Origin of the sequence: Vibrio sp. YYF0003, from assembly GCF_036350715.1 — a bacterium.
Classification (GTDB): Bacteria; Pseudomonadota; Gammaproteobacteria; order Enterobacterales; family Vibrionaceae; genus Vibrio; species Vibrio natriegens.
Map to the genome: position 1 here is coordinate 52,746 of NZ_JAZDWA010000003.1, position 19,495 is coordinate 72,240.

General features: G+C 45.3%; 17 protein-coding genes. 5 read left to right on the forward strand and 12 right to left on the reverse strand.

The window, feature by feature from the left end; all coding sequences use genetic code 11:
* The first annotated feature begins 109 nt into the window (after positions 1-109).
* The gene (locus tag V1U08_RS10570) at positions 110-1,144 is read left to right on the forward strand and encodes an NADP(H)-dependent aldo-keto reductase (RefSeq protein ID WP_065296363.1); all 1,035 of its coding nucleotides are present in this window, start codon (positions 110-112) and stop codon (positions 1,142-1,144) included.
* A gap of 132 nt (positions 1,145-1,276) precedes the next feature.
* On the opposite strand, the gene V1U08_RS10575 is transcribed toward V1U08_RS10570, so the two are convergent.
* The 7 genes from V1U08_RS10575 to xerD all read right to left on the reverse strand — a co-directional run bounded on the left by V1U08_RS10575 (position 1,277) and on the right by xerD (position 10,002).
* Positions 1,277-1,528, reverse strand: coding sequence for a DUF1127 domain-containing protein (locus V1U08_RS10575; RefSeq protein WP_065296362.1), 252 nt, complete (start codon positions 1,526-1,528; stop codon positions 1,277-1,279).
* Positions 1,529-2,052: 524 nt separating this feature from the next.
* Positions 2,053-3,387 (reverse strand): cyclic-di-GMP-binding transcriptional regulator VpsR, encoded by a 1,335-nt coding sequence (vpsR, locus tag V1U08_RS10580; protein WP_330470567.1) that lies wholly within the window; start codon positions 3,385-3,387, stop codon positions 2,053-2,055.
* Between the two features lie 246 nt (positions 3,388-3,633).
* The gene (gene lysS, locus V1U08_RS10585; protein WP_330470568.1) at positions 3,634-5,151 is read right to left on the reverse strand and encodes a lysine--tRNA ligase; all 1,518 of its coding nucleotides are present in this window, start codon (positions 5,149-5,151) and stop codon (positions 3,634-3,636) included.
* 42 nt (positions 5,152-5,193) lie between these two features.
* A protein-coding gene (gene prfB / locus V1U08_RS10590; RefSeq protein WP_118117739.1) for a peptide chain release factor 2 occupies positions 5,194-6,292 on the reverse strand; the annotation gives its coding sequence in 2 pieces (ribosomal slippage) (positions 5,194-6,216 and positions 6,218-6,292; 1,098 coding nt in all).
* A 161-nt stretch (positions 6,293-6,453) separates the two neighbouring features.
* Positions 6,454-8,193 carry a single-stranded-DNA-specific exonuclease RecJ gene (gene recJ / locus V1U08_RS10595; RefSeq protein ID WP_014230848.1) on the reverse strand — a complete coding sequence of 580 codons (1,740 nt, stop codon included), beginning with the start codon at positions 8,191-8,193 and terminating at the stop codon, positions 6,454-6,456.
* A gap of 44 nt (positions 8,194-8,237) precedes the next feature.
* Complete coding sequence (gene dsbC / locus V1U08_RS10600) at positions 8,238-9,026, reverse strand: bifunctional protein-disulfide isomerase/oxidoreductase DsbC (protein WP_020335915.1); 789 nt, start codon at positions 9,024-9,026, stop codon at positions 8,238-8,240.
* 58 nt (positions 9,027-9,084) lie between these two features.
* Positions 9,085-10,002 (reverse strand): site-specific tyrosine recombinase XerD, encoded by a 918-nt coding sequence (xerD, locus tag V1U08_RS10605; protein WP_330470569.1) that lies wholly within the window; start codon positions 10,000-10,002, stop codon positions 9,085-9,087.
* 168 nt (positions 10,003-10,170) lie between these two features.
* On the opposite strand from xerD, the gene fldB reads away from it, so the two are divergent.
* The gene (gene fldB / locus V1U08_RS10610) at positions 10,171-10,689 is read left to right on the forward strand and encodes a flavodoxin FldB (protein WP_239949782.1); all 519 of its coding nucleotides are present in this window, start codon (positions 10,171-10,173) and stop codon (positions 10,687-10,689) included.
* Positions 10,690-10,770: 81 nt separating this feature from the next.
* Here the strand turns inward: fldB and brnQ are convergent, their stop codons facing one another.
* Positions 10,771-12,081: a branched-chain amino acid transport system II carrier protein gene (brnQ, locus tag V1U08_RS10615; protein ID WP_065296358.1), complete on the reverse strand. Its 1,311-nt coding sequence runs from the start codon at positions 12,079-12,081 to the stop codon at positions 10,771-10,773.
* Between the two features lie 331 nt (positions 12,082-12,412).
* Here brnQ and V1U08_RS10620 point away from each other — a divergent pair, with 331 nt between their 5' ends.
* Complete coding sequence (locus V1U08_RS10620; RefSeq protein WP_330470570.1) at positions 12,413-13,132, forward strand: tRNA1(Val) (adenine(37)-N6)-methyltransferase; 720 nt, start codon at positions 12,413-12,415, stop codon at positions 13,130-13,132.
* 107 nt (positions 13,133-13,239) lie between these two features.
* Positions 13,240-14,463, forward strand: coding sequence for an ATP-dependent RNA helicase SrmB (gene srmB / locus V1U08_RS10625; RefSeq protein WP_330470571.1), 1,224 nt, complete (start codon positions 13,240-13,242; stop codon positions 14,461-14,463).
* A gap of 66 nt (positions 14,464-14,529) precedes the next feature.
* Here the strand turns inward: srmB and yaaA are convergent, their stop codons facing one another.
* Positions 14,530-15,306, reverse strand: coding sequence for a peroxide stress protein YaaA (yaaA, locus tag V1U08_RS10630; RefSeq protein WP_014230841.1), 777 nt, complete (start codon positions 15,304-15,306; stop codon positions 14,530-14,532).
* A gap of 108 nt (positions 15,307-15,414) precedes the next feature.
* Positions 15,415-16,848 (reverse strand): alanine/glycine:cation symporter family protein, encoded by a 1,434-nt coding sequence (locus V1U08_RS10635; protein ID WP_065299134.1) that lies wholly within the window; start codon positions 16,846-16,848, stop codon positions 15,415-15,417.
* Positions 16,849-17,572: 724 nt separating this feature from the next.
* Between V1U08_RS10635 and V1U08_RS10640 the strand changes: the two genes are divergently transcribed.
* Positions 17,573-17,758: a DUF3545 family protein gene (locus tag V1U08_RS10640; protein WP_014230839.1), complete on the forward strand. Its 186-nt coding sequence runs from the start codon at positions 17,573-17,575 to the stop codon at positions 17,756-17,758.
* 230 nt (positions 17,759-17,988) lie between these two features.
* Here V1U08_RS10640 and V1U08_RS10645 read toward each other — a convergent pair whose 3' ends face one another.
* On the reverse strand, positions 17,989-18,540 hold the full coding sequence (locus V1U08_RS10645) for a hemerythrin domain-containing protein (protein WP_330470572.1): 552 nt from the start codon (positions 18,538-18,540) through the stop codon (positions 17,989-17,991).
* A gap of 111 nt (positions 18,541-18,651) precedes the next feature.
* Entirely contained in the window at positions 18,652-19,332 is a 681-nt protein-coding gene (gene ung / locus V1U08_RS10650; RefSeq protein WP_330470573.1) for a uracil-DNA glycosylase, read from the reverse strand.
* Positions 19,333-19,495: the final 163 nt, after the last annotated feature.

Here is a 19,495-nt window from a genome sequence, read left to right on the forward strand (position 1 = left end):
TGAATAGCTTTCGAGTCATCGATACGGTTAAACGTAAATCATTTGCGAGAGCGCCTAAAAATCCCCTATATTGGAAGAACTTATTAAGTCGGTAACTCAAGGAAGTGAAATGCAATACACCAAACTACCGCACTCATCGCTCGAGATAAGTAAGATTTGTCTTGGGACCATGACGTTCGGTGAACAAAATACAGAAAAAGAAGCGTTTGAGCAGCTCGACTTTGCCCTGGATCATGGGGTGAACTTCATCGATACCGCTGAGATGTACCCTGTGCCACCACAAGCATCGACACAAGGACTGACCGAACAATACATTGGAAACTGGCTAGCAAAATCAGGCAAACGAGAAAAAGTCGTACTGGCAACAAAAGTCGCCGGACCGAGAAGCGTTCCCTATATTCGCGACAACATGAGCCTCAATCGTCGCAATATTCACGATGCCATTGATACAAGCCTGGAACGACTACAAACGGATTACGTTGATCTATACCAATTGCACTGGCCACAACGTCAAACTAACTGCTTCGGACAACTGAATTACCCTTACCCAGACAAACAAGAAGAAGTGACCTTAATCGAAACACTAGAAGCATTAACCGAGCTGGTCAACGCGGGTAAGGTTCGCTATATCGGCGTATCAAATGAAACACCTTGGGGCGTAATGTCGTTGCTACGCTTAGCAGAAAAGCACGACTTGCCACGTATCGTATCCATTCAAAACCCGTATAACTTACTCAACCGCAGCTTTGAAGTGGGCTTATCCGAAATTAGCCACTACGAAGGCGTCCAACTACTGGCCTATTCCCCTCTCGCATTTGGTTGTCTGAGCGGTAAATATCTCAACGGAGCGAAACCAGAAGGTGCCCGCTGTACTAAATGGGAGCGCTTTGCTCGTTACTTTACGCCTCAGGGCGTCAAAGCAACCGAAGCGTATGTGAATCTGGCGAGAGAGCACGGTTTAGATCCGGCTCAAATGGCATTAGCATTCGTGAATCAGCGTCCGTTTGTCGCTTCAAATATTATTGGTGCCACTAACCTAGATCAGCTAAAAGCCAACATTGATAGTATTGATCTCCAACTCAGTGAAGAGCTGCTAACTGAAATTCAAACCATAGGCACAACCTATTCCAACCCTTGTCCGTAAATGCAAACAGGCTGACCACTAAGGTCAGCCTGTTTCGTTCTATTTGGATTAACTCTTTCAAAGTTCTGTATTTATAGCGTGCCGAACTTACGTCTCATAGATAGCAACAGACAAAGCCCAACACGCTATAAATTACGTCGGTATTCGCGCAGTTAAAACACGACGAAGATGACGAACTCGACGCTCAACCATAACAGTGTCAGGAACACTTACGCGTGTAGAGCGACCTTCAGGATCCAGACCAATATCCTTCAATAAGTGCACATTAGTCCACGGAATATCATGAGCAGAGCGGCGAACTTTGCGTTGCCATTCCTTTTCTTCACGTCTTAAGTCTGCTTTCAAAAGTAGAGTGGCAAGTTTCAAGTAAATAGAGTGACGCATAATATTTTCTCCAAGTATCGATAGAGGTCGACTGGGAAAAATAGTGCGCAGAGAAACAGATTGAACTGTGGTACTAAGCCGCCATTTTTCCGCAGCCTAGTAAAAAATAAGATAGGTTACGGGTTAATTTTTATCTCGTGAGCCAGTGGTAGTATTGGTATCTGCCGATTTTAGAGGTGTCGGTGCGATAGAAATACAATCAGCGCAAGTCATGGTGTTATCAACGTAATGTTTCATCTTGCGCCTCCTAGCTAAAAAATTAATCCGTTTATGAAGTGATATAACTCTTTGAGTTACGGTTAAATTGTAAGCTCTGGTGTTTATTTATCAAACAATTTTTGCCGTCTCGATAAAAAACAAACCAATAACCTGAAATCAAGTTGCATATGTTTTTTTGAATAACATATTCATCTAGGGAATATATAAATCATCGAATTTTATAAATCATAAATATAGAAAAACAAAAGCGACCATTGGCCGCTCTTGTTATTTCAATCTATTCCGAATCAATGAAGACATATGGCTTAGATAGTTTGGTCTGAAATTAAATTATGCTTGTTGAGAAGGCGGTACATGGTTGCACGTGAAACGCCCAGCTCTTTAGCTGCATTCGACACTTGGCCTGAGTGCGACTCCAAAACCACGAGCAATGCATCACGTTCACTCTTTTCGCGAATCGATTTCAGGCTTCGTTTGGAGTCATTGCGTTGAGGCAGATCTAAATGATGCTCATCTATCACAACGCTGTCAGACATTAATACTGCACGTTTGACTTGATTCATTAGCTCGCGCACATTGCCAGGCCAGTAGTAACGCGTCAGAGCTTTTAGGGCATCTTCTGAGAAGCTTTTCGCTTGTGAGTTGTACTCTTTTGAAAACTCTTGCAAGTAGAAACGCGCCAATAACGCAATGTCGCTGGCACGCTCTTTAAGGCTAGGAACACTAATTCGCAACACGTTAATGTAGTGATAAAGCTCTTCGTTGAAGTCGCCGTTAATCAGCGCTTTCTCTACATCAGATGAGTTCGCCGCAAGAATACGAACGTTAACACTTTTCACACCGTCAGCGGTTTCGACAGTGCCTTCTTGCAAAAACCTCAACAGATTCATTTGTTGCTGCTTAGAGATGGTAAGCACGTCATTAAAAAGAACAGTACCACCATCAGCCTGTTCCAGTAAGCTTGGACCTATTGAACTGTTCGCTGCCATACCAAACACTTCCGCTTGGAATCTTTGCTCGTTCAAAGCTCTGCAATTAATCGACATAAACGGTTTGTGAGAACGGGAAGAGACCTTATGAATCGCTCGGGCGACCGCTTCTTTTCCGGTACCGCTTTCTCCAGAAATAAGGATACTGACGTCTGTTGGACCGATACGCTTCACCTGATCTCTCAAACGTTTCATTGGGATTGAATCTCCCAACAGGCCCATATCAAGACTGTTACCAAAACTTGGCCACACTTTCTTTTCTAATTTCAGCATACCAAGCTGGTGACCGATGGTGCTTAGTAGTTGCGCGTCAGGAATTGGAGCAGTGAAGAAGTCGATACAAAAGTTGACGATAAACTGGCAGATCGTATCAGCACCCAGCTGCGACTCTCTGATAAATGCCAGCCAACGCACGTGCTTATGAGAGCTCACCAAATTAGCCAAACCGTTTAAGCTGAACTCATCATGGCTAAGGTCTACGATACCAATACAGGGACCAATATCTTCCAACAACGCATTAGCTTTACGTAAATCACCTACCTGGTGACACTTCCAGCCAACTTGCTCTAATACTGATAACCAAGGCTCATACGTGCCGCCGACGACGACAAGCGACCCCGGAATGGAATCCATCTTAAACTGCCCAGCCATTCTCTAACCCTTATTATTTATTGTTGATAAAATATTTGTGAAAAGCCCATCTGTGCGAACGGGTAACATTATCGAGACTCCGATCGCTCAAGTCTGTCTCAATATTAAGACTATGCAATAGATTGAGTTTTGGCGAATGTTTATTTGCATATCCTGTAAAGAATTTAATGCAATTGTCTGATTTTGTTTAAATTAAAGGCAAAAAAAAACCACCCTAAGGTGGTTTTTATTTTATTTCTCAATCAATTACGCTTGTGGGCGCATCGCTGGGAATAAAATCACGTCACGGATAGTGTGCGTGTTAGTAAATAGCATTGCCAGACGGTCAATACCGATACCTTGACCTGCTGTTGGCGGAAGGCCGTGCTCAAGTGCAGTGATGTAGTCTGCATCGTAGAACATCGCTTCGTCATCGCCCGCGTCTTTCGCGTCAACTTGTGCTTTAAAGCGTGCGTCTTGGTCTTCAGCATCGTTAAGCTCAGAGAAACCGTTCGCCACTTCACGACCACCGATAAAGAACTCGAAACGGTCAGTGAAGAATGGGTTGTCATCGCTACGACGTGCCAGTGGAGAAATATCCGCTGGGTAGCCAGTGATGAAAGTCGGTTGAATCAGTTGAGGTTCAGCCGTTTCACCAAAAATTTCTTCAAGAAGCTGACCACATGTCCAGAATGTTTCCACTTCAACGTGTACTGATTTCGCAATCGCAACCATCTTCTCACGGTCTTGTAGATCCGCTTCTGTTAGTGCTTGGATTTCTGAATGCTCAGGGTTGTAGTGTTTGATTGCTTCAAACATGCTCATGCGCGCGTAAGTACCGCCAAATTCAACAGTCTCTTCGCCGTAAGGCATTGATGTAGAACCCAGAACTTCCATCGCTACCGTGCTTAGCATCTCTTCAGTCAGATCCATCAGATCTTTGTAGTCAGCGTAAGCTTGGTAGAATTCCATCATTGTGAATTCTGGGTTGTGACGAGGAGAAAGACCTTCGTTACGGAAGTTACGGTTGATTTCGAATACACGATCAAAACCACCTACAACCAGACGCTTCAGGTACAGCTCAGGAGCAACACGTAGGAACATGTCGATGTCCAGAGCGTTGTGGTGAGTAATGAATGGACGCGCAGTCGCACCGCCAGGGATCACGTGCATCATCGGCGTTTCCACTTCTAGGTAACCTTTTGAGCTCATGAAGTTACGAATCGCAGACACTAGCTTAGAGCGAATGATGAACGCTTTACGTGAATCTTCGTTCACGATTAGGTCTACGTAACGCTGACGGTAACGCATTTCCTGGTCAGTCAGACCATGGAATTTTTCTGGTAGAGGACGCAGCGCTTTAGTTAGCAGTTCGTACTCTTCCATGTTTACGTATAGGTCGCCTTTACCAGACTTGTGCAGCGCACCTTTCACACCGATGATGTCACCGATGTCTAAACCTTGGTATTTAGCTTTAAGCTCTTTCTGTACGTCTTTTGCAGCGTACGCTTGAATACGGCCAGAAGTCTCTTGAATTACTAGGAAAGGACCACGCTTAGCCATGATACGGCCAGCGATTGCAACAACGTGGTTAAGCTCTTCTAGCTCTTCCTTAGTCTTCTCACCGAACTCTTTTTGAAGGTCGCCCGCTAGTGCGTCACGACGGAAGTCGTTTGGGTGGCCGTTTGCTTTGCAGCTCTTACGAATCTCGTCCAGTTTCGCGCGGCGTTCTGCAATTAGCTTGTTCTCTTCTTGTGCGTTGTCGTTTTGAACAGCATCAGTCATTTTTCGATGTATCCTGTTTCGATTTGAGTGTCGGTGAAAAGCTTAAAGACCTGACTTCAGGCTAGCTTCAATAAATTTGTCTAGGTCGCCGTCAAGAACCGCCTGAGTGTTGCGGTTTTCAACGCCTGTGCGTAAATCTTTGATACGCGAGTCATCCAGTACGTAAGAACGGATCTGGCTGCCCCAACCGATGTCAGATTTCGCATCTTCATTTGCTTGCTTCTCAGCATTCTGTTTTTGAAGTTCAAGTTCAAACAGTTTTGCACGAAGCTGCTTCATTGCTTGATCTTTGTTCTTATGCTGAGAACGGTCATTCTGACACTGAACCACAGTGTTGGTTGGAACGTGCGTAATACGTACCGCAGATTCTGTGGTGTTAACGTGCTGACCACCCGCACCAGACGCTCGGTAAACGTCGATACGTAGATCGGACGGGTTAATGTCGATATCAATGTTGTCATCAATCTCTGGGTAAACAAACGCAGAAGCAAATGATGTATGACGACGGCCGCCTGAATCGAATGGCGATTTGCGCACTAAACGGTGAACGCCCGTTTCTGTACGTAACCAACCGTAAGCGTACTCACCAGAAATACGAACCGTTGCTGATTTCAGACCCGCAACTTCACCTTCAGATACTTCGATCACTTCCGCTTTAAAGCCTTTTGCTTCAGCCCAACGTAAGTACATACGTAGCATCATGTTGGTCCAGTCTTGAGCTTCTGTACCGCCCGAGCCAGCTTGCAAGTCGATGTAACAATCAGAGCTGTCGTGATCGCCTGCGAACATACGACGGAACTCAAGCTGCTCTAGCTTCTCTTCTAGCTCAGCAAGTTCTGGTTCGATTTCGTCAAACGTTTCTTGATCTTCTTCTTCAACCGCAAGCTCCAGAAGACCTTCAACATCTTCCACACCTTGCTCAAGTTGATCAATGGTTTCAACAACCGCTTCTAGCGATGCACGCTCTTTACCTAGTGCTTGCGCACGTTCAGGCTCGTTCCATACATCTGGTTGTTCTAGTTCTGCGTTTACTTCTTCTAGACGCTCTTTCTTAGCGTCATAGTCAAAGATACCCCCTCAGGACATTTGTGCGCTCAGACACGTCCTGTAGACGGTTTTTAATTGGATTGATTTCAAACATGTTTACTCAACATTTTAGAATAGAATTTAACCGAGGAATTCTACTGAAAAATGTGACGGAGATACAGGAAAATTTCGAATGGATAGGCAGATTAAGTCAAGAAAAAGTACGGTCCCGCGCGTAAAGGAGACCGTACTCGATATCTGAGAAGAACTTAGTTCTTACTTAGCTTCAATGTGATCAATCATAAGTTGCAGAGATTGATTTCCACGGAATTCGTTCACATCCAATTTGTATGCTAAACGCACCGTTTTTACCGACGCATCCGGCCAGCGACGCAAATCGACATTGAACGCGATTCCATCAATCATCACGTTGGTTGGATGACCTTTATGCAGTGGCTCTAACATTAATTTCAGGTGTTTTTCTCCCACCAGCTTTTGATGTAATACCTTAAACTCACCATCAAAAACCGGTTCAGGGAACGCCTGTCCAAACGGGCCACCAGCACGCAGCAGCTCAGCAACATGCATCGAAAATTCTTCCGGCTTAAGTTCGCCGTCCGAAAGGATCACGCCTTTTAACGCTGCGTCATCAAGCTCTTTCTTAACCACTTCATCGAATAAACGGCTAAAGCGCTCAAAGTCCTGCTCTTTAATGGTTAATCCAGCCGCCATCGCGTGGCCACCGAACTTGATGATCAACCCCGGGTTCTGTGTATCGATAAAATCGAGCGCATCACGCATGTGCAGCCCCGGGATCGAACGGCAAGAACCTTTGATCGTCCCTTCACCACCATCGGCGAACGCGATAACAGGGCGATGGAATTTTTCTTTAATTCGCGAGGCAAGAATACCAATCACACCCTGATGCCAGTCGCGCTGAAACAGAGCCAAGCCATAAGGTAACTCACTGTTTTCACCAAACTGCAGGCGCTCACAAAAGGCCATGGCCTCCTGCTTCATTCCTTCTTCGATCTCTTTACGGGTTTGGTTGAGGCCATCAAGTTCACTGGCCATTCGGCGTGCGGCATGGATGTTGTTACACATCAGCAGCTCGACCCCGAAAGACATGTCGTCCAAACGACCAGCCGCGTTAATCCGCGGGCCAAGAGCAAATCCAAAATCCGACGCAACCAGACGACGGGCGTCGCGTTTAGCCACTTCAATCAGCGCTTGAATACCCGGACGAGCTTTACCAGCACGAATACGTTGCAGACCTTGATGAACCAGAATACGGTTATTCTCATCAAGCGGCACAACATCCGCCACCGTACCTAATGCAACAAGATCAATCAGTTCCATCAGTTTAGGCTCTTGCATCCCTTGCTCGGCAAACCAGTTCAGTTTGCGCATGTGAACGCACAGCGCCATCATCAGATAGAACGCAACTCCAACTCCAGCCAAAGCTTTAGATGGGAACGCGCAGCTTTCCAAGTTTGGGTTAACCATAGCATCCACGTCAGGGAGTACTTGTCCTGGTAAGTGGTGGTCAGTGACGAGTACCGTGATGCCATTTTCTTTGGCATAGCGAACCCCTTCAATCGAAGAGACACCATTGTCCACGGTCATGATCATCTCAGCACCAAGCTCCAGAGCTTGATCAACCACTTCCGGACTAAGGCCGTAACCGTCTTCGAAACGGTTTGGCACCAAGTAATCCACATTGGCACTACCCAGCATGCGTAACGCCATCACTGACAATGCTGAGCTGGTCGCGCCATCGGCATCAAAGTCCCCTACGACGATAATGCGCTTTTGTTCTTTAATAGCCTGGAACAAAAGTGCAACCGCCTGATCAATACCACCCAGTTTTTGATACGAGTGTAAACCACGCGCTGAGGTTTCCAGCTGTGCCATATCCGTGATGCCACGATTGATATAGATGCGCTTCAAAATCGGGGGGATGGAATCCGGTAGAAGGGAAAGATCCGGTTCCGGACGTCGTTGAATTTCTATCATGCTTGAAAAGAGCCAGCTGTGCGGCTGGCTCTGCTCCTAAAGGATTATTGTTGCTCTAAACGGTTTAGTAGATCAGCAGGAGGCAGATAGCCGCCTACCATTTCACCGCCAGGTAGGAAGATTGCTGGCGTACCAGAAATACCAAGCTGTCGACCTACATTGTAATGTGCCTGAACCGTTTCTTTACACTGATTCAAGTCCTTCGCAGGGTTGTCGAAAGTACGATTTACTTTCGCATTGTGGATAGCGGCTTTCGGATCATCTGCACACCAAATTGTTGCCATTTGATCAGCAACTGGCCCCGTCGCGCCTTGGCGTGGGTAAGCCATGTAGCGGACGGTAATACCTAAATCATTATAGCCTTGCATTTGGTTATGCAGACGCACGCAGTAACCACATGTAATGTCGGTAAAGACGGTCACTGCATACTTTTCATTATCAGCCTTGAACTCAATCATGCTGTCAGAAAATTCTGCAATCTTCGCAGCATTGAGTGGTGCCTGACGCTCGGCCAGCACATCTTTATAACCACCATTTTCATCAATCGCATACAATGTGCCAGCGATAAAGTGATTGCCATCATTAGACGCGAATAAAATGCCACCATTGGTTTGGATTTCTAACAAACCTGTGACGTCTGATGGTTTGATATCCACAATGGATAAGCCAAGTTTTGAAAACTTTGCTTTTAATGCTGCTTCATCAAAATGTTGTTGCGCCATTGGGGCAACTTGTTGTGCTGGAGTTTCCGTTTTAGCCTGACTTTCTTCCGCCCCACAAGCGGTAACAAAAAATGGTAAAGTCAGCAGAGTTAGTCGGCGTAATACGCTCATTAAAATCACCTTAAAAATACGTTCTTTCGTCCAATGAGAAGGGATGAATAAACCATCACTATGCTCTTGGGTGGTGTTGACTGTGGATCTGCTTCAGTCGTTCAGTCGCCACGTGAGTATAAATTTGCGTGGTCGATAAGTCACTATGCCCTAGTAGCATCTGTACGACCCTGAGATCTGCGCCATAGTTCAGTAAATGTGTTGCAAACGCGTGACGTAACACATGCGGCGATAATTGATCGGTATCGATTCCCGCTATCACAGCATAGTATTTAATACGATGCCAGAACGTCTGACGAGTCATTTGCCGTGCGCGTTTACTTGGGAACACCACATCCGAAGAGGTATCTCCCAGCAGTGCTGGCCGACCTTGCTGAATAAAAGTTTCAATCCAGTCCACGGCGTTCTCACCCATCGGTACCAAGCGCTCTTTGCCACCTTTACCCGTTACTCGGACCACGCCCTGACGCAAACTGACGTTTTCCATCGTCAGGCTTACCAGTTCAGTAACACGAAGCCCTGTCGCGTAAAGTAACTCTAACATCGCTTTGTCGCGCAATTCTACCGGGTCATTAGGGTCAGGCGCATCCAGTAAAGCATCGACTTGCTCTTCGCTGATGTCTTTCGGTAAACGCTGCGGTAGTTTAGGGCTGACTAACAATGCACTTGGGTCATCGGCGCGTACTTTTTCGCGATGAAGATACTGAAACAGACGGCGAATCGCCGATAACATTCGTGCACGGGAAGTCTGTTTGTAATCTAAATCGACCAAGTAGCTTTGATACTCTTGAAGGCCAGCTAAGCTTATAAAATCGAGACGGTAACGCTGTTGCTCCATCCAGGTAAGAAGTTTAATTAGATCATTTCGGTATGAAGCTAGCGTGTTCTCAGACAGTCCTCGCTCCATCCACATCGCGTCTAAGAATTGCTCCACAAAAGCAAAATCTTGTTGATTGACAGGCAGCTGTGCTGTCATTCGCGCTTCCTTTTTTGTTTTTTTAATTAATCTCTGAGGGTAAGACAGCCCCTGTTTGAATGCCATAAAAAAATAGCTTAGTGCGTTAATCTAACGATATTCGCTGCATTCGCAGGCAGTTTAAGGTTAAAATCCTCTACAACAGCAACATAAAATACGACGAATATAATGAAAATCGGACTCTTTTACGGCTCTACGACCTGCTATACCGAAATGGCAGCAGAGAAAATTCGTTCCATCATTGGAGAAGATCTTGTCGACATTCACAATGTGAAAGAGACACCGCTAGCTTTGATGGCTGACTACGATTTATTGCTCATTGGTATTTCTACCTGGGACTTTGGTGAAATCCAAGAGGACTGGAGTGCTATTTGGCAAGACATCGCAACGACGCCAATAAAAGGAAAAGTGGTCGCATTATTTGGTTTGGGCGATCAAGAAGGCTACGGTGAATGGTATCTGGATGCTATGGGCCTGCTCCATGACGAGCTGAAAGAAACTGGCGCACAATTTATTGGTTACTGGCCTAATGAAGGCTATGAATTCGAAGCCTCTAAAGCACTCACTGAAGATGGCAGCCAATTTGTAGGCCTGGCATTAGATGAAGATTCTCAGTACGACTTGAGTGACGAACGCATTGAGAAGTGGTGTGAACAAGTGCTGGTCGAATTCCACGATACGCTTTAATCGCTATTCGTTTCCACGCCAAAAATAAAAAGCCCGATGAATCACTTCATCGGGCTTTTTGTTATTCGTCGTTATATAAACTTACGCCGTTTCTTCTACCAGCTCATTCTGAGGCTTAGAAATGAAGAACATACAAATGATCGCAGCCAGCGTTGGCAGAACCCAACCCATACCGATTTCAAATAGAGGTAGCATGTTGAAAGCCGATACATCCATACCTGCTACTTTTGCTGCATCTAGTAACGCAAACAACAAAGAAACAAGCAGTACTGCACGGTAAGCAAAGCGAGTGTTAGGCAGTTTGCTACGCACAAACGTTAACGCTACCAATGCAATTGCTACAGGGTACAGTGCGAACAAAACTGGTACAGACAGAGAAATCAACTGCGCAAGACCAACGTTAGCAACCAACGCACACACAGAACCGTTAATCAGAACCCAGTGTTTGTAAGACAGCGACGTTTTAGAACTGAAGAAATCAGAACACGCAGAGATAAGACCAATCGCCGTGGTCAAACATGCCAGTAATACGATCACTGAAAGTACGATTTGACCGTAAGGACCAAACAGTGCCTGAACGTATTGGCTCAGAACCAAACCACCATTATCAGCACCCGCTGCTACTGTTGCACTTGTTGCGCCTAAGTAGAATAGCGAAATGTATACGAACGCCAGACCCGCTGCTGCAATACAGCCAGCAAAAATCAGGTATTTTGTTGTTGCCGCGCGCTCTGTAATGCCTTTACCACGAAGCGCATCCACCATCAGCATACCGAACATCAGTGACGCGAAGGTATCCATGGTGTTGTAACCTTCTAGGAAGCCTTTCGTTAGCGGTTGAGTTAAGTACTCGCCTGTTGCACCGATCATTTCACCTTGAGGATCAATAAATACTGCAAGAGCAAGAACAATCAAACCAAGGAACAGGACAGGAGTCAGCACCTTACCAATCAGGTCGATCAGACGTCCCTGGAACCATGAGAATAGCATTGCGACAACAAAGAACAGCACTGAGAATGCCGTCAGGTTTGTTTGAGACGCTTCAACAAAAAATGGTTTAACAGCCATTTCGTAGGCCACAAGGCCTGTACGAGGAGCCGCAAATGCAGGGCCAATAATAATGAAGATCAACGCTGCCATCACAACCGCTGCTTTTTTCGGTAGATCTTGCGTTAGATGATCCCAAGTTCCGCCAGCTACAGCGATAGCAACGATAGTAATAAGAGGTAGACCTACCGCTGTTAGCAAGAAACCGAACATCGCTGGCATTAGGTTTTCACCAGCTAATTGGCCAGCCAACGGTGGAAAGATGATGTTGCCAGCACCTAAAAAGAACGCAAACAGCATAAAGCCTACTGCGATAATATCTGTTAGTTTTAATGTCTGTTTCACAGATAACCCTTGTCTAAAAAATGTGTGAATGTTGTGTTATGCATCGACCACTTTTGGAGTCTTTGTTATTAACAAGTACTCGTGGTTCAATCTATAAAATAGCGCCGCATAATGACGAAAGAATCATCATTTGGCAACCTATGAGAAAAAAACACCATATTAATTTATATATAGAATTAAAAACCAGTTAATCTAACCAATATAAAACAAAAATCTAGAAATTTATCTCGATCAAACAACGATACAATTTACTAACCTACAACACAACAAACCACACAATTAATAAACATTAGATGAAAGAACTGAAATATAGAGCATATATAAAATAAACATGAATAACGAAAAACATAAAACTAAGAGCTTCAAGTTTAAGCAGTTTTTCATCGAAGGTGGTGAAAGTGGCATGCCGGTCAGTACAGATGGCGTGATGCTAGGAGCCTGGGTTGAAAGCCCTGAAGAGGGTGAGATACTCGATATAGGCACAGGCACAGGTTTGTTGGCATTAATGTGTGCCCAACGCTTTAGCCGAGCGAAGATAACGGCCGTAGATATTGAAACCACAGCAATCGATGCCGCTCAGAAAAACTTTACCCACTCTTCATGGCAAGAGAGGTTATCTGTTTTTCATGTCGATGTGCTGACCTTCACACCATCTCAGTTATTCCAGCGAATCATTTGTAACCCACCCTATTTCAATAGTGGCGAGCAATCCAAACAGAGTCAGCGAGCGACGGCAAGACACACAGACTCTCTGCGCCATGACGCCCTGCTGCATCGTTGTTACCAACTGTTAGAAGAGGATGGAAAAGCCAGCTTTGTGTTGCCTGTCACCGAAGGTGAGCAGTTTATCGAGTTAGCATTGCAACAGGGCTGGTATTTATCTCGTCTTTGCCGTGTGCAGCCATCAGAGAGAAAGCCAGTTCATCGTGTGCTGTTTGAGTTAGCGAAGCAGCCTTGTGACACTCAAATATCTCACTTGATCATTCACTCATCAGACGGGTACAGCGACGATTTTGTCCAGCTAACCCGTGAGTTTTATCTTAAGATGTGAAATAACATGTGATCCTTATCACCAATCACTTTATAATGTGCGACCTTTTCGTATTTTAAGCTGTTGCGGCGAACCATTAACCAAGCCTTGCTTGTGGAGAACTCATTGTGATCAGAACCTTTGCTGAACTTGATCTAGACTCAAACTTACTTGATGCCATTGAAGATATGGGCTTCGAACGCCCAACAAAAGTCCAGGCAGAAGCAATCCCACAAGCGTTGGATGGTCGTGACATTCTAGCGTCAGCACCTACTGGCACAGGTAAAACAGCTGCATTCGTATTGCCTGCTCTGCAATACCTACAGGATTTTCCACGTCGTAAACCTGGACCTGCGCGTATCCTTATCCTAACCCCAACGCGTGAGTTGGCGATGCAGGTTGCGGATCAAGCCCGTGCACTGGCGAAAAATACTAAGCTCAATATTTTTACCATCACCGGCGGTGTTCAGTACCAAGAGCACGCTGACATTCTTGCTACCACGCAAGACATCGTTGTTGCGACACCAGGTCGTCTGCGCGAATACATTGAAGCTGAACGCTTTGATTGCCGTGCGATTGAATGGTTAATCCTAGACGAAGCCGACCGCATGCTAGACATGGGCTTTGCTCCAACAGTCGATCGTCTATCGAACGAGTGTCGCTGGCGTAAGCAAACCCTTCTGTTCTCTGCAACATTAGAAGGCAGAGGCGTTGAAGGCTTTACTGCGGACCTGCTGAATGAACCTGCAGAGATCGATGCGAAGTCACCGCTACGCGAACGTAAGAAGATCGCACAGTGGTATCACCGAGCGGACGACGCAGAGCATAAACTCGCGCTACTCAAGCACATCATCACGGAGCAAGCAGAACGTACTATCGTATTCCTGAAAACGCGTGAACGTCTGGCTGAACTGCGTAGCCAGCTTGAAAGCGCACAGATTCCATGTTCATGGATTCAAGGTGAAATGCCACAAGACCGCCGTAACAACGCGATTTCACGTTTCCGTGATGGAACAGTTAACGTTCTACTCGCAACAGACGTTGCGGCTCGTGGTATCGACCTTCCTGATGTGTCACACGTGATCAACTACGACTTGCCACGTACAGCAGATGTTTACCTGCACCGAATTGGCCGTACCGCTCGTGCTGGTAAAAAAGGTAATGCTATCTCAATTGTAGAAGCGCACGACCAGCCAATGATGGATCGCGTCGCTCGTTACGTTAAAGAAGACATCAAAGAGCGTTTCATCAAAGAGATGCGTCCAAAACACAAAAAACCTGTGTTTAAGAAGAAAAAGAAAAAAGACGATAAGAAGAAAACTGCGAAAAAGAAAGTCGCTAAAAAGAAGTAAGCTTGTAAGTCTAAAATAGCGAAAGGGTTGGCAATGCCAACCCTTTTTTGTGTCCGGAGTTTGAGCTTAGTTCTGCTCTTCTCGTTTAAAGACCAGCTCAGTTGGCGTCGACTCTTCTTCAACAAAGTAGTAACCCGCCGTATCAAACTTGGTCAGGTCAGCCACACTCTCAATACGATTTTCGATAATGTAACGCGCCATCATGCCACGCGCTTTTTTCGCGTAGAAGCTGATCACTTTGTATTGGCCATTCTTACAGTCTTTAAAAATTGGCGTAATAACCTGAGCGTCAAGGTTCTTAGGTTTCACCGCTTTAAAGTATTCATTTGATGCAAGGTTAATAAGCACATTGTCACCTTGCGCTGAAATCGCCTCATTAAGCTTGTCAGTGATGATATTGCCCCAAAACTGGTACAAGTTAGTGCCCTTGTCGTTCGCAAGCTTAGTACCCATTTCCAGACGGTATGGCTGCATCAAATCCAATGGCTTCAACAAACCGTAAAGGCCAGATAGCATACGCAGATGATCCTGAGCGTAATCAAAGTCAGCTTCAGACAAGGTTTCCGCTTCAAGACCCGTATAAACATCCCCTTTAAACGCGAGGATCGCCTGACGTGAGTTTTCAGTCGTGAAGGTTTCACTCCACTCTTGGAATCGCCCTACGTTCAGATCTGCAATTTTGTCGCTCACCTTCATTAACGACGCAACATCAGCAGGCGTCAATTTACGGCAAACTTCGATCAGCTCTTTGGAGAATTCAATCAACTCAGGTTGAGTAAACTTTTCCGTTGCTAACGGAGACTCATAATCCAGTGTCTTGGCAGGAGAAACTACGATAAGCATGACTTTGACTCTATCCTTTTAATTTTATATACCGTTAAGGGTACAAAAAAAGCCATGCGTTGTCTGCATGGCTTTATAAATCGTGCTAATAGCTTTTAACTATGACACTCAGTCTTTTTTGTCGTTGTACCAGATGCCTTCTTCCAGCTGAGATTTCAGCTCTGGGAAATCGTTAGCATCAAATGTTGGTACCTTACCAGCGTCTAGCTGACGGTTGTAGTCTTTAGCCAGCTTGATAACGATGCCCGATAGCAGAATAATTGCCACCAAGTTCACAATCGCCATTAGACCCATTGACACATCAGCCAACGACCAGACCATTGGTAACGAAGCTACCGCGCCAAACATCACCATACCCAGGAAGATGATTCGGAAAATACCGATACCCGCTTTATGGTTATGCTCAAGGAAGACTAAGTTAGTCTCAGCGTATGAGTAGTTTGCAATGATCGAAGTAAACGCGAAGAAGAAGATTGCGACAGCAACAAAAATGCCACCCCAGTCGCCCACTTGCGAGCTCAATGCGCGCTGTGTCAGTTCGATACCGGTAACCTCTGTCGCCTGACCTACGTATTCACCAGACATCAGGATGATCGCTACCGTAGATGAACAGATCACGATTGTATCCATAAACACACCCAGCATCTGAACGTAACCCTGAGACGCAGGATGCGGCGGGTACGGCGTTGCTGATGCCGCTGCGTTAGGCGCAGAACCCATACCAGCTTCGTTCGAGAACAGGCCTCGTTTTACACCGTTAATCATCGCTTGTGCGATAGCGTAACCTAAACCACCAGCCGCTGCTTCTTGCAGACCAAAGGCACTCTTAACAATCAGAGTAAGTACCGCTGGAAGCTTCTCGATGTTGGCAAACACAACCACTAGCGCGAGCGCAAGGTAAAGCAGTGCCATAAGTGGAACAATCATTTCCGCGACTTTAGCGATACGCTTGATACCACCAAAGATAACCGCAGCAGACAAGGCAACAACACCAATACCAACGTATAGAGAGTTCCAGCCAAATGCCGTACTCATCGCATTAGCAATAGAGTTAGCTTGAACGGCATTGAATACCAAACCAAAAGCGATGATTAGAAAAACCGAGAACAAGACGCCCATCCAGCGCATGCCCAAACCTTTTTCCATGTAGTAAGCAGGACCACCACGGTAGTTGCCATCATCATCTTTGGTTTTGTATAGCTGTGCCAGCGTACTCTCTGCAAACGATGTTGCCATACCCAGCATCGCGATCAGCCACATCCAGAAGATAGCGCCTGGTCCGCCCGCTGTTAGCGCCACTGCTACACCGGCCATATTACCGGTACCAACACGTGCTGCGAGACTGGTACAAAGTGCTTGGAAAGAAGAAATACCAGCTTTGTCTGCTTTGCGACTGTTCTTTAGAACCGAAAACATGTGCCCGAAGTGGCGGAACTGGATGAATCCCAATCGAAAGGTGAAGTAAATACCTACACCAACAAGAAGATAAACCAGAATCGAACCCCAAAGGAGATCGTTCATCAAATTGATTAAGTCTGTCATGCGTACCTCAAAGTGAGTTGCGCCGGTCTATGCATCCTAGCCATCCACCAGATTGCCTGCTAAGTGTCAAAGTGTGCTTAGCTAATTAAGTAGTGTTTGTTTTTAAGGGCAATCTAGAATCGTAAATGTCGCTTCATGCATCCATTTTACGTACCAGCGTATTTTTTGACGGGCGGATAATGCAACCTAGAGACACAAAAATCAATATGAAATACATTGCTTAATATTGTTATATTTCACTATAAAGTCACCAAAAAATAACATAAATAGAAGACTCAACCATCACATAACGCAACATATCTCTTACCTAAAGATAACAATGATATTCAATTTATAACCAATAGCGTTTCAGTCCATGTTTTCGGTTTAAGGCTAGTATTCATAAGGTGTAACAGAAAGTTACCTCCTTAATAAAATCGTTAGTCGACCACTATTTCACCAAAGTGGTTTTATGCAACTTTTACCTTGGCTTTATGCTCTAATTCCAGCCTTCTCGTTAACACAGAAAATCTCTTCATTTAATCGTTTTCACTGGCTCGTTTGGGCATTTTTTATGCAATAAAGACAAACTAAAGTGTGATTGTGGAAGTGTTTTTGCACGAAAATGTCATGATACAGACACAAATTCGAAATATGTCATGGCTATTCTCACAATTATTGTGGTAATTAAAAATCTCCACAAGGACTGGTTACAACAGTTTAGATAAACAAGGTAAGGTGGCTTATGGACGGCTTTCAACTAGATGACATTTTTAATCTGGATACTACCTCAACAACCAAATCTCGTGCCAAACCAATGAAACGTAAATGGCGAGAAATTGAAGAGATGAACGACAGACGCAATTTATTAAAAGAACTGCGTGAACTTGATGTCTGTAACGATTACAACCTAGACGACATCAAACTCTAATTCGAACAAAAGGCACCTTACGGGTGCCTTTTGTTATTTCGAAAAGAGCGATTCATCAAGGGGGCTAAGAGCACTTAGAACGTACTTGGCCTTCGTTCTCATATATTGAGAATTTTGAGCACGTTAAACCCATATTCAGGCTTAACTTTATTTCTCGTTAATTCTTATTAAATAAGAAAAGTGGTGAGAAAACCCGAGCAGATTCCACATTTGCCCGGGCGAATGTTACTTTAGATGTATTCCATATCGCTCTGACGCACGCGCTCCGCCAACTGTTTATAGCGGTCAGCAATGGTATCGCCAAATACCGGATCATCCTCATTTTCACTCCAGAGACTTTCTACGTACTGCCAGTCTTCAGTCGTAAACAGCTCTTCTATTAATGGCAGGATCTTCCGCTCTTCAAGTTCGAGGTGGCGTTTCTGTGAATCAATGAAATCTTCAAGATGTCTTACAAACACATCTTGAGGTACCACAGCATCTTGCAGAATCATCTCGATCACCGTTGAGAATTCTTTGGTCTTTTCGGCGAGATCTTTATGTTCCTGCTCTAGGTTCTCCATGGTTCGTTGCTTACCATAATGTTCTAGAAAGTGATGGTAGAGGATGTCCTCTTTTGGATGGTGAACTTGTTCTGAATGAGTAGAGAGGTAGTCAACAATCTCCCCCACTAACGCATAGTTAATGGCATGTTCTTGTTTTATTTCATTAAGTTTGTGGCGCAATATAGCCAACAGGCGAACCATGTAGCCGTGTTCGCGTCGAATTCTTTCGATCATCATAGCGTCTCTCCTTAACACCTGCTTCTAATAAGTGTACATGAGAAATGCATTACCAGCTTGAGCCTGCTCAAAAAAACAGCGATAAGAAAACCTTAATCGCTGTTGTTAGCTTTACACCGTCATCGGCAAATGCCAATTGATCGGCTCTTTACCTTGGGCTATAAGTAGTTGGTTTGCTTGAGAGAAGTGCTTACACCCCAGAAAGCCTCGATGGGCAGAGAGCGGAGAAGGATGAGGAGCAGTAAGGACATGATGCTTGGAACGATCAATAAATCTTCCCTTTTTCTGCGCGTGCGCGCCCCATAACAGGAATACAACCCCCTGCTGATGCATGTTTATCGCTTCAATCACTTTATCAGTGAACGCTTCCCATCCCGTTTTTGAATGTGAATGTGCTTTGCCCTGCTCAACCGTCAGCACGGTATTAAGCAGTAATACACCTTGCGCGGCCCAGCTTTGCAAGAATCCATGTTGAGGGATTTCAAAACCGTCGATATCCTGAGCGAGCTCTTTGTATATGTTCACCAATGAGGGCGGGGTTCTCACGCCTGGCAAAACCGAAAAGCACAACCCGTGCGCCTGATTCGGACCGTGATAAGGATCCTGACCTAAAATCACCACCTTAACATCGCTAAACTCGGTATAGCGAAACGCATTAAACACATCTTTGCTTGGCGGATAGATCGTTTTCCCCGCCGAACGTTCCGATTCAACAAAGTTTAAGGTGTCGACAAAGTAGCTGAGTTTTTTTTCTTCGCCGATCACATCGTGCCATGTCGGTGACTGATTCATAGAAAGTTCCTGTCCGAAAGTGTTGCTCTATTCTAACCAGCAACACTTAAACAGACAAAAACTTCCCCCAACTTGAGAGCGGTAATTCGAATTTAGTGTTTCTGCGGCGTTCGGAAGTGACCTTGGCCCGTGATATGACGGTTAGGTGCAGGTAAACGAACCG

What these genes read in the sequence shown, in the direction of transcription:
- V1U08_RS10570 (WP_065296363.1), top strand. Translation starts at nt 110, where the DNA reads ATGCAATACACCAAACTACCGCACTCATCGCTCGAGATAAGTAAGATT.
- V1U08_RS10645 (WP_330470572.1), bottom strand. Translation starts at nt 18,540, where the DNA reads ATGATGATCGAAAGAATTCGACGCGAACACGGCTACATGGTTCGCCTG.
- V1U08_RS10620 (WP_330470570.1), top strand. Translation starts at nt 12,413, where the DNA reads ATGAATAACGAAAAACATAAAACTAAGAGCTTCAAGTTTAAGCAGTTT.
- lysS (WP_330470568.1), bottom strand. Translation starts at nt 5,151, where the DNA reads ATGACTGATGCTGTTCAAAACGACAACGCACAAGAAGAGAACAAGCTA.
- V1U08_RS10640 (WP_014230839.1), top strand. Translation starts at nt 17,573, where the DNA reads ATGGACGGCTTTCAACTAGATGACATTTTTAATCTGGATACTACCTCA.
- fldB (WP_239949782.1), top strand. Translation starts at nt 10,171, where the DNA reads ATGAAAATCGGACTCTTTTACGGCTCTACGACCTGCTATACCGAAATG.
- dsbC (WP_020335915.1), bottom strand. Translation starts at nt 9,026, where the DNA reads ATGAGCGTATTACGCCGACTAACTCTGCTGACTTTACCATTTTTTGTT.
- V1U08_RS10635 (WP_065299134.1), bottom strand. Translation starts at nt 16,848, where the DNA reads ATGACAGACTTAATCAATTTGATGAACGATCTCCTTTGGGGTTCGATT.
- yaaA (WP_014230841.1), bottom strand. Translation starts at nt 15,306, where the DNA reads ATGCTTATCGTAGTTTCTCCTGCCAAGACACTGGATTATGAGTCTCCG.
- ung (WP_330470573.1), bottom strand. Translation starts at nt 19,332, where the DNA reads ATGAATCAGTCACCGACATGGCACGATGTGATCGGCGAAGAAAAAAAA.
- V1U08_RS10575 (WP_065296362.1), bottom strand. Translation starts at nt 1,528, where the DNA reads ATGCGTCACTCTATTTACTTGAAACTTGCCACTCTACTTTTGAAAGCA.
- vpsR (WP_330470567.1), bottom strand. Translation starts at nt 3,387, where the DNA reads ATGGCTGGGCAGTTTAAGATGGATTCCATTCCGGGGTCGCTTGTCGTC.
- xerD (WP_330470569.1), bottom strand. Translation starts at nt 10,002, where the DNA reads ATGACAGCACAGCTGCCTGTCAATCAACAAGATTTTGCTTTTGTGGAG.
- recJ (WP_014230848.1), bottom strand. Translation starts at nt 8,193, where the DNA reads ATGATAGAAATTCAACGACGTCCGGAACCGGATCTTTCCCTTCTACCG.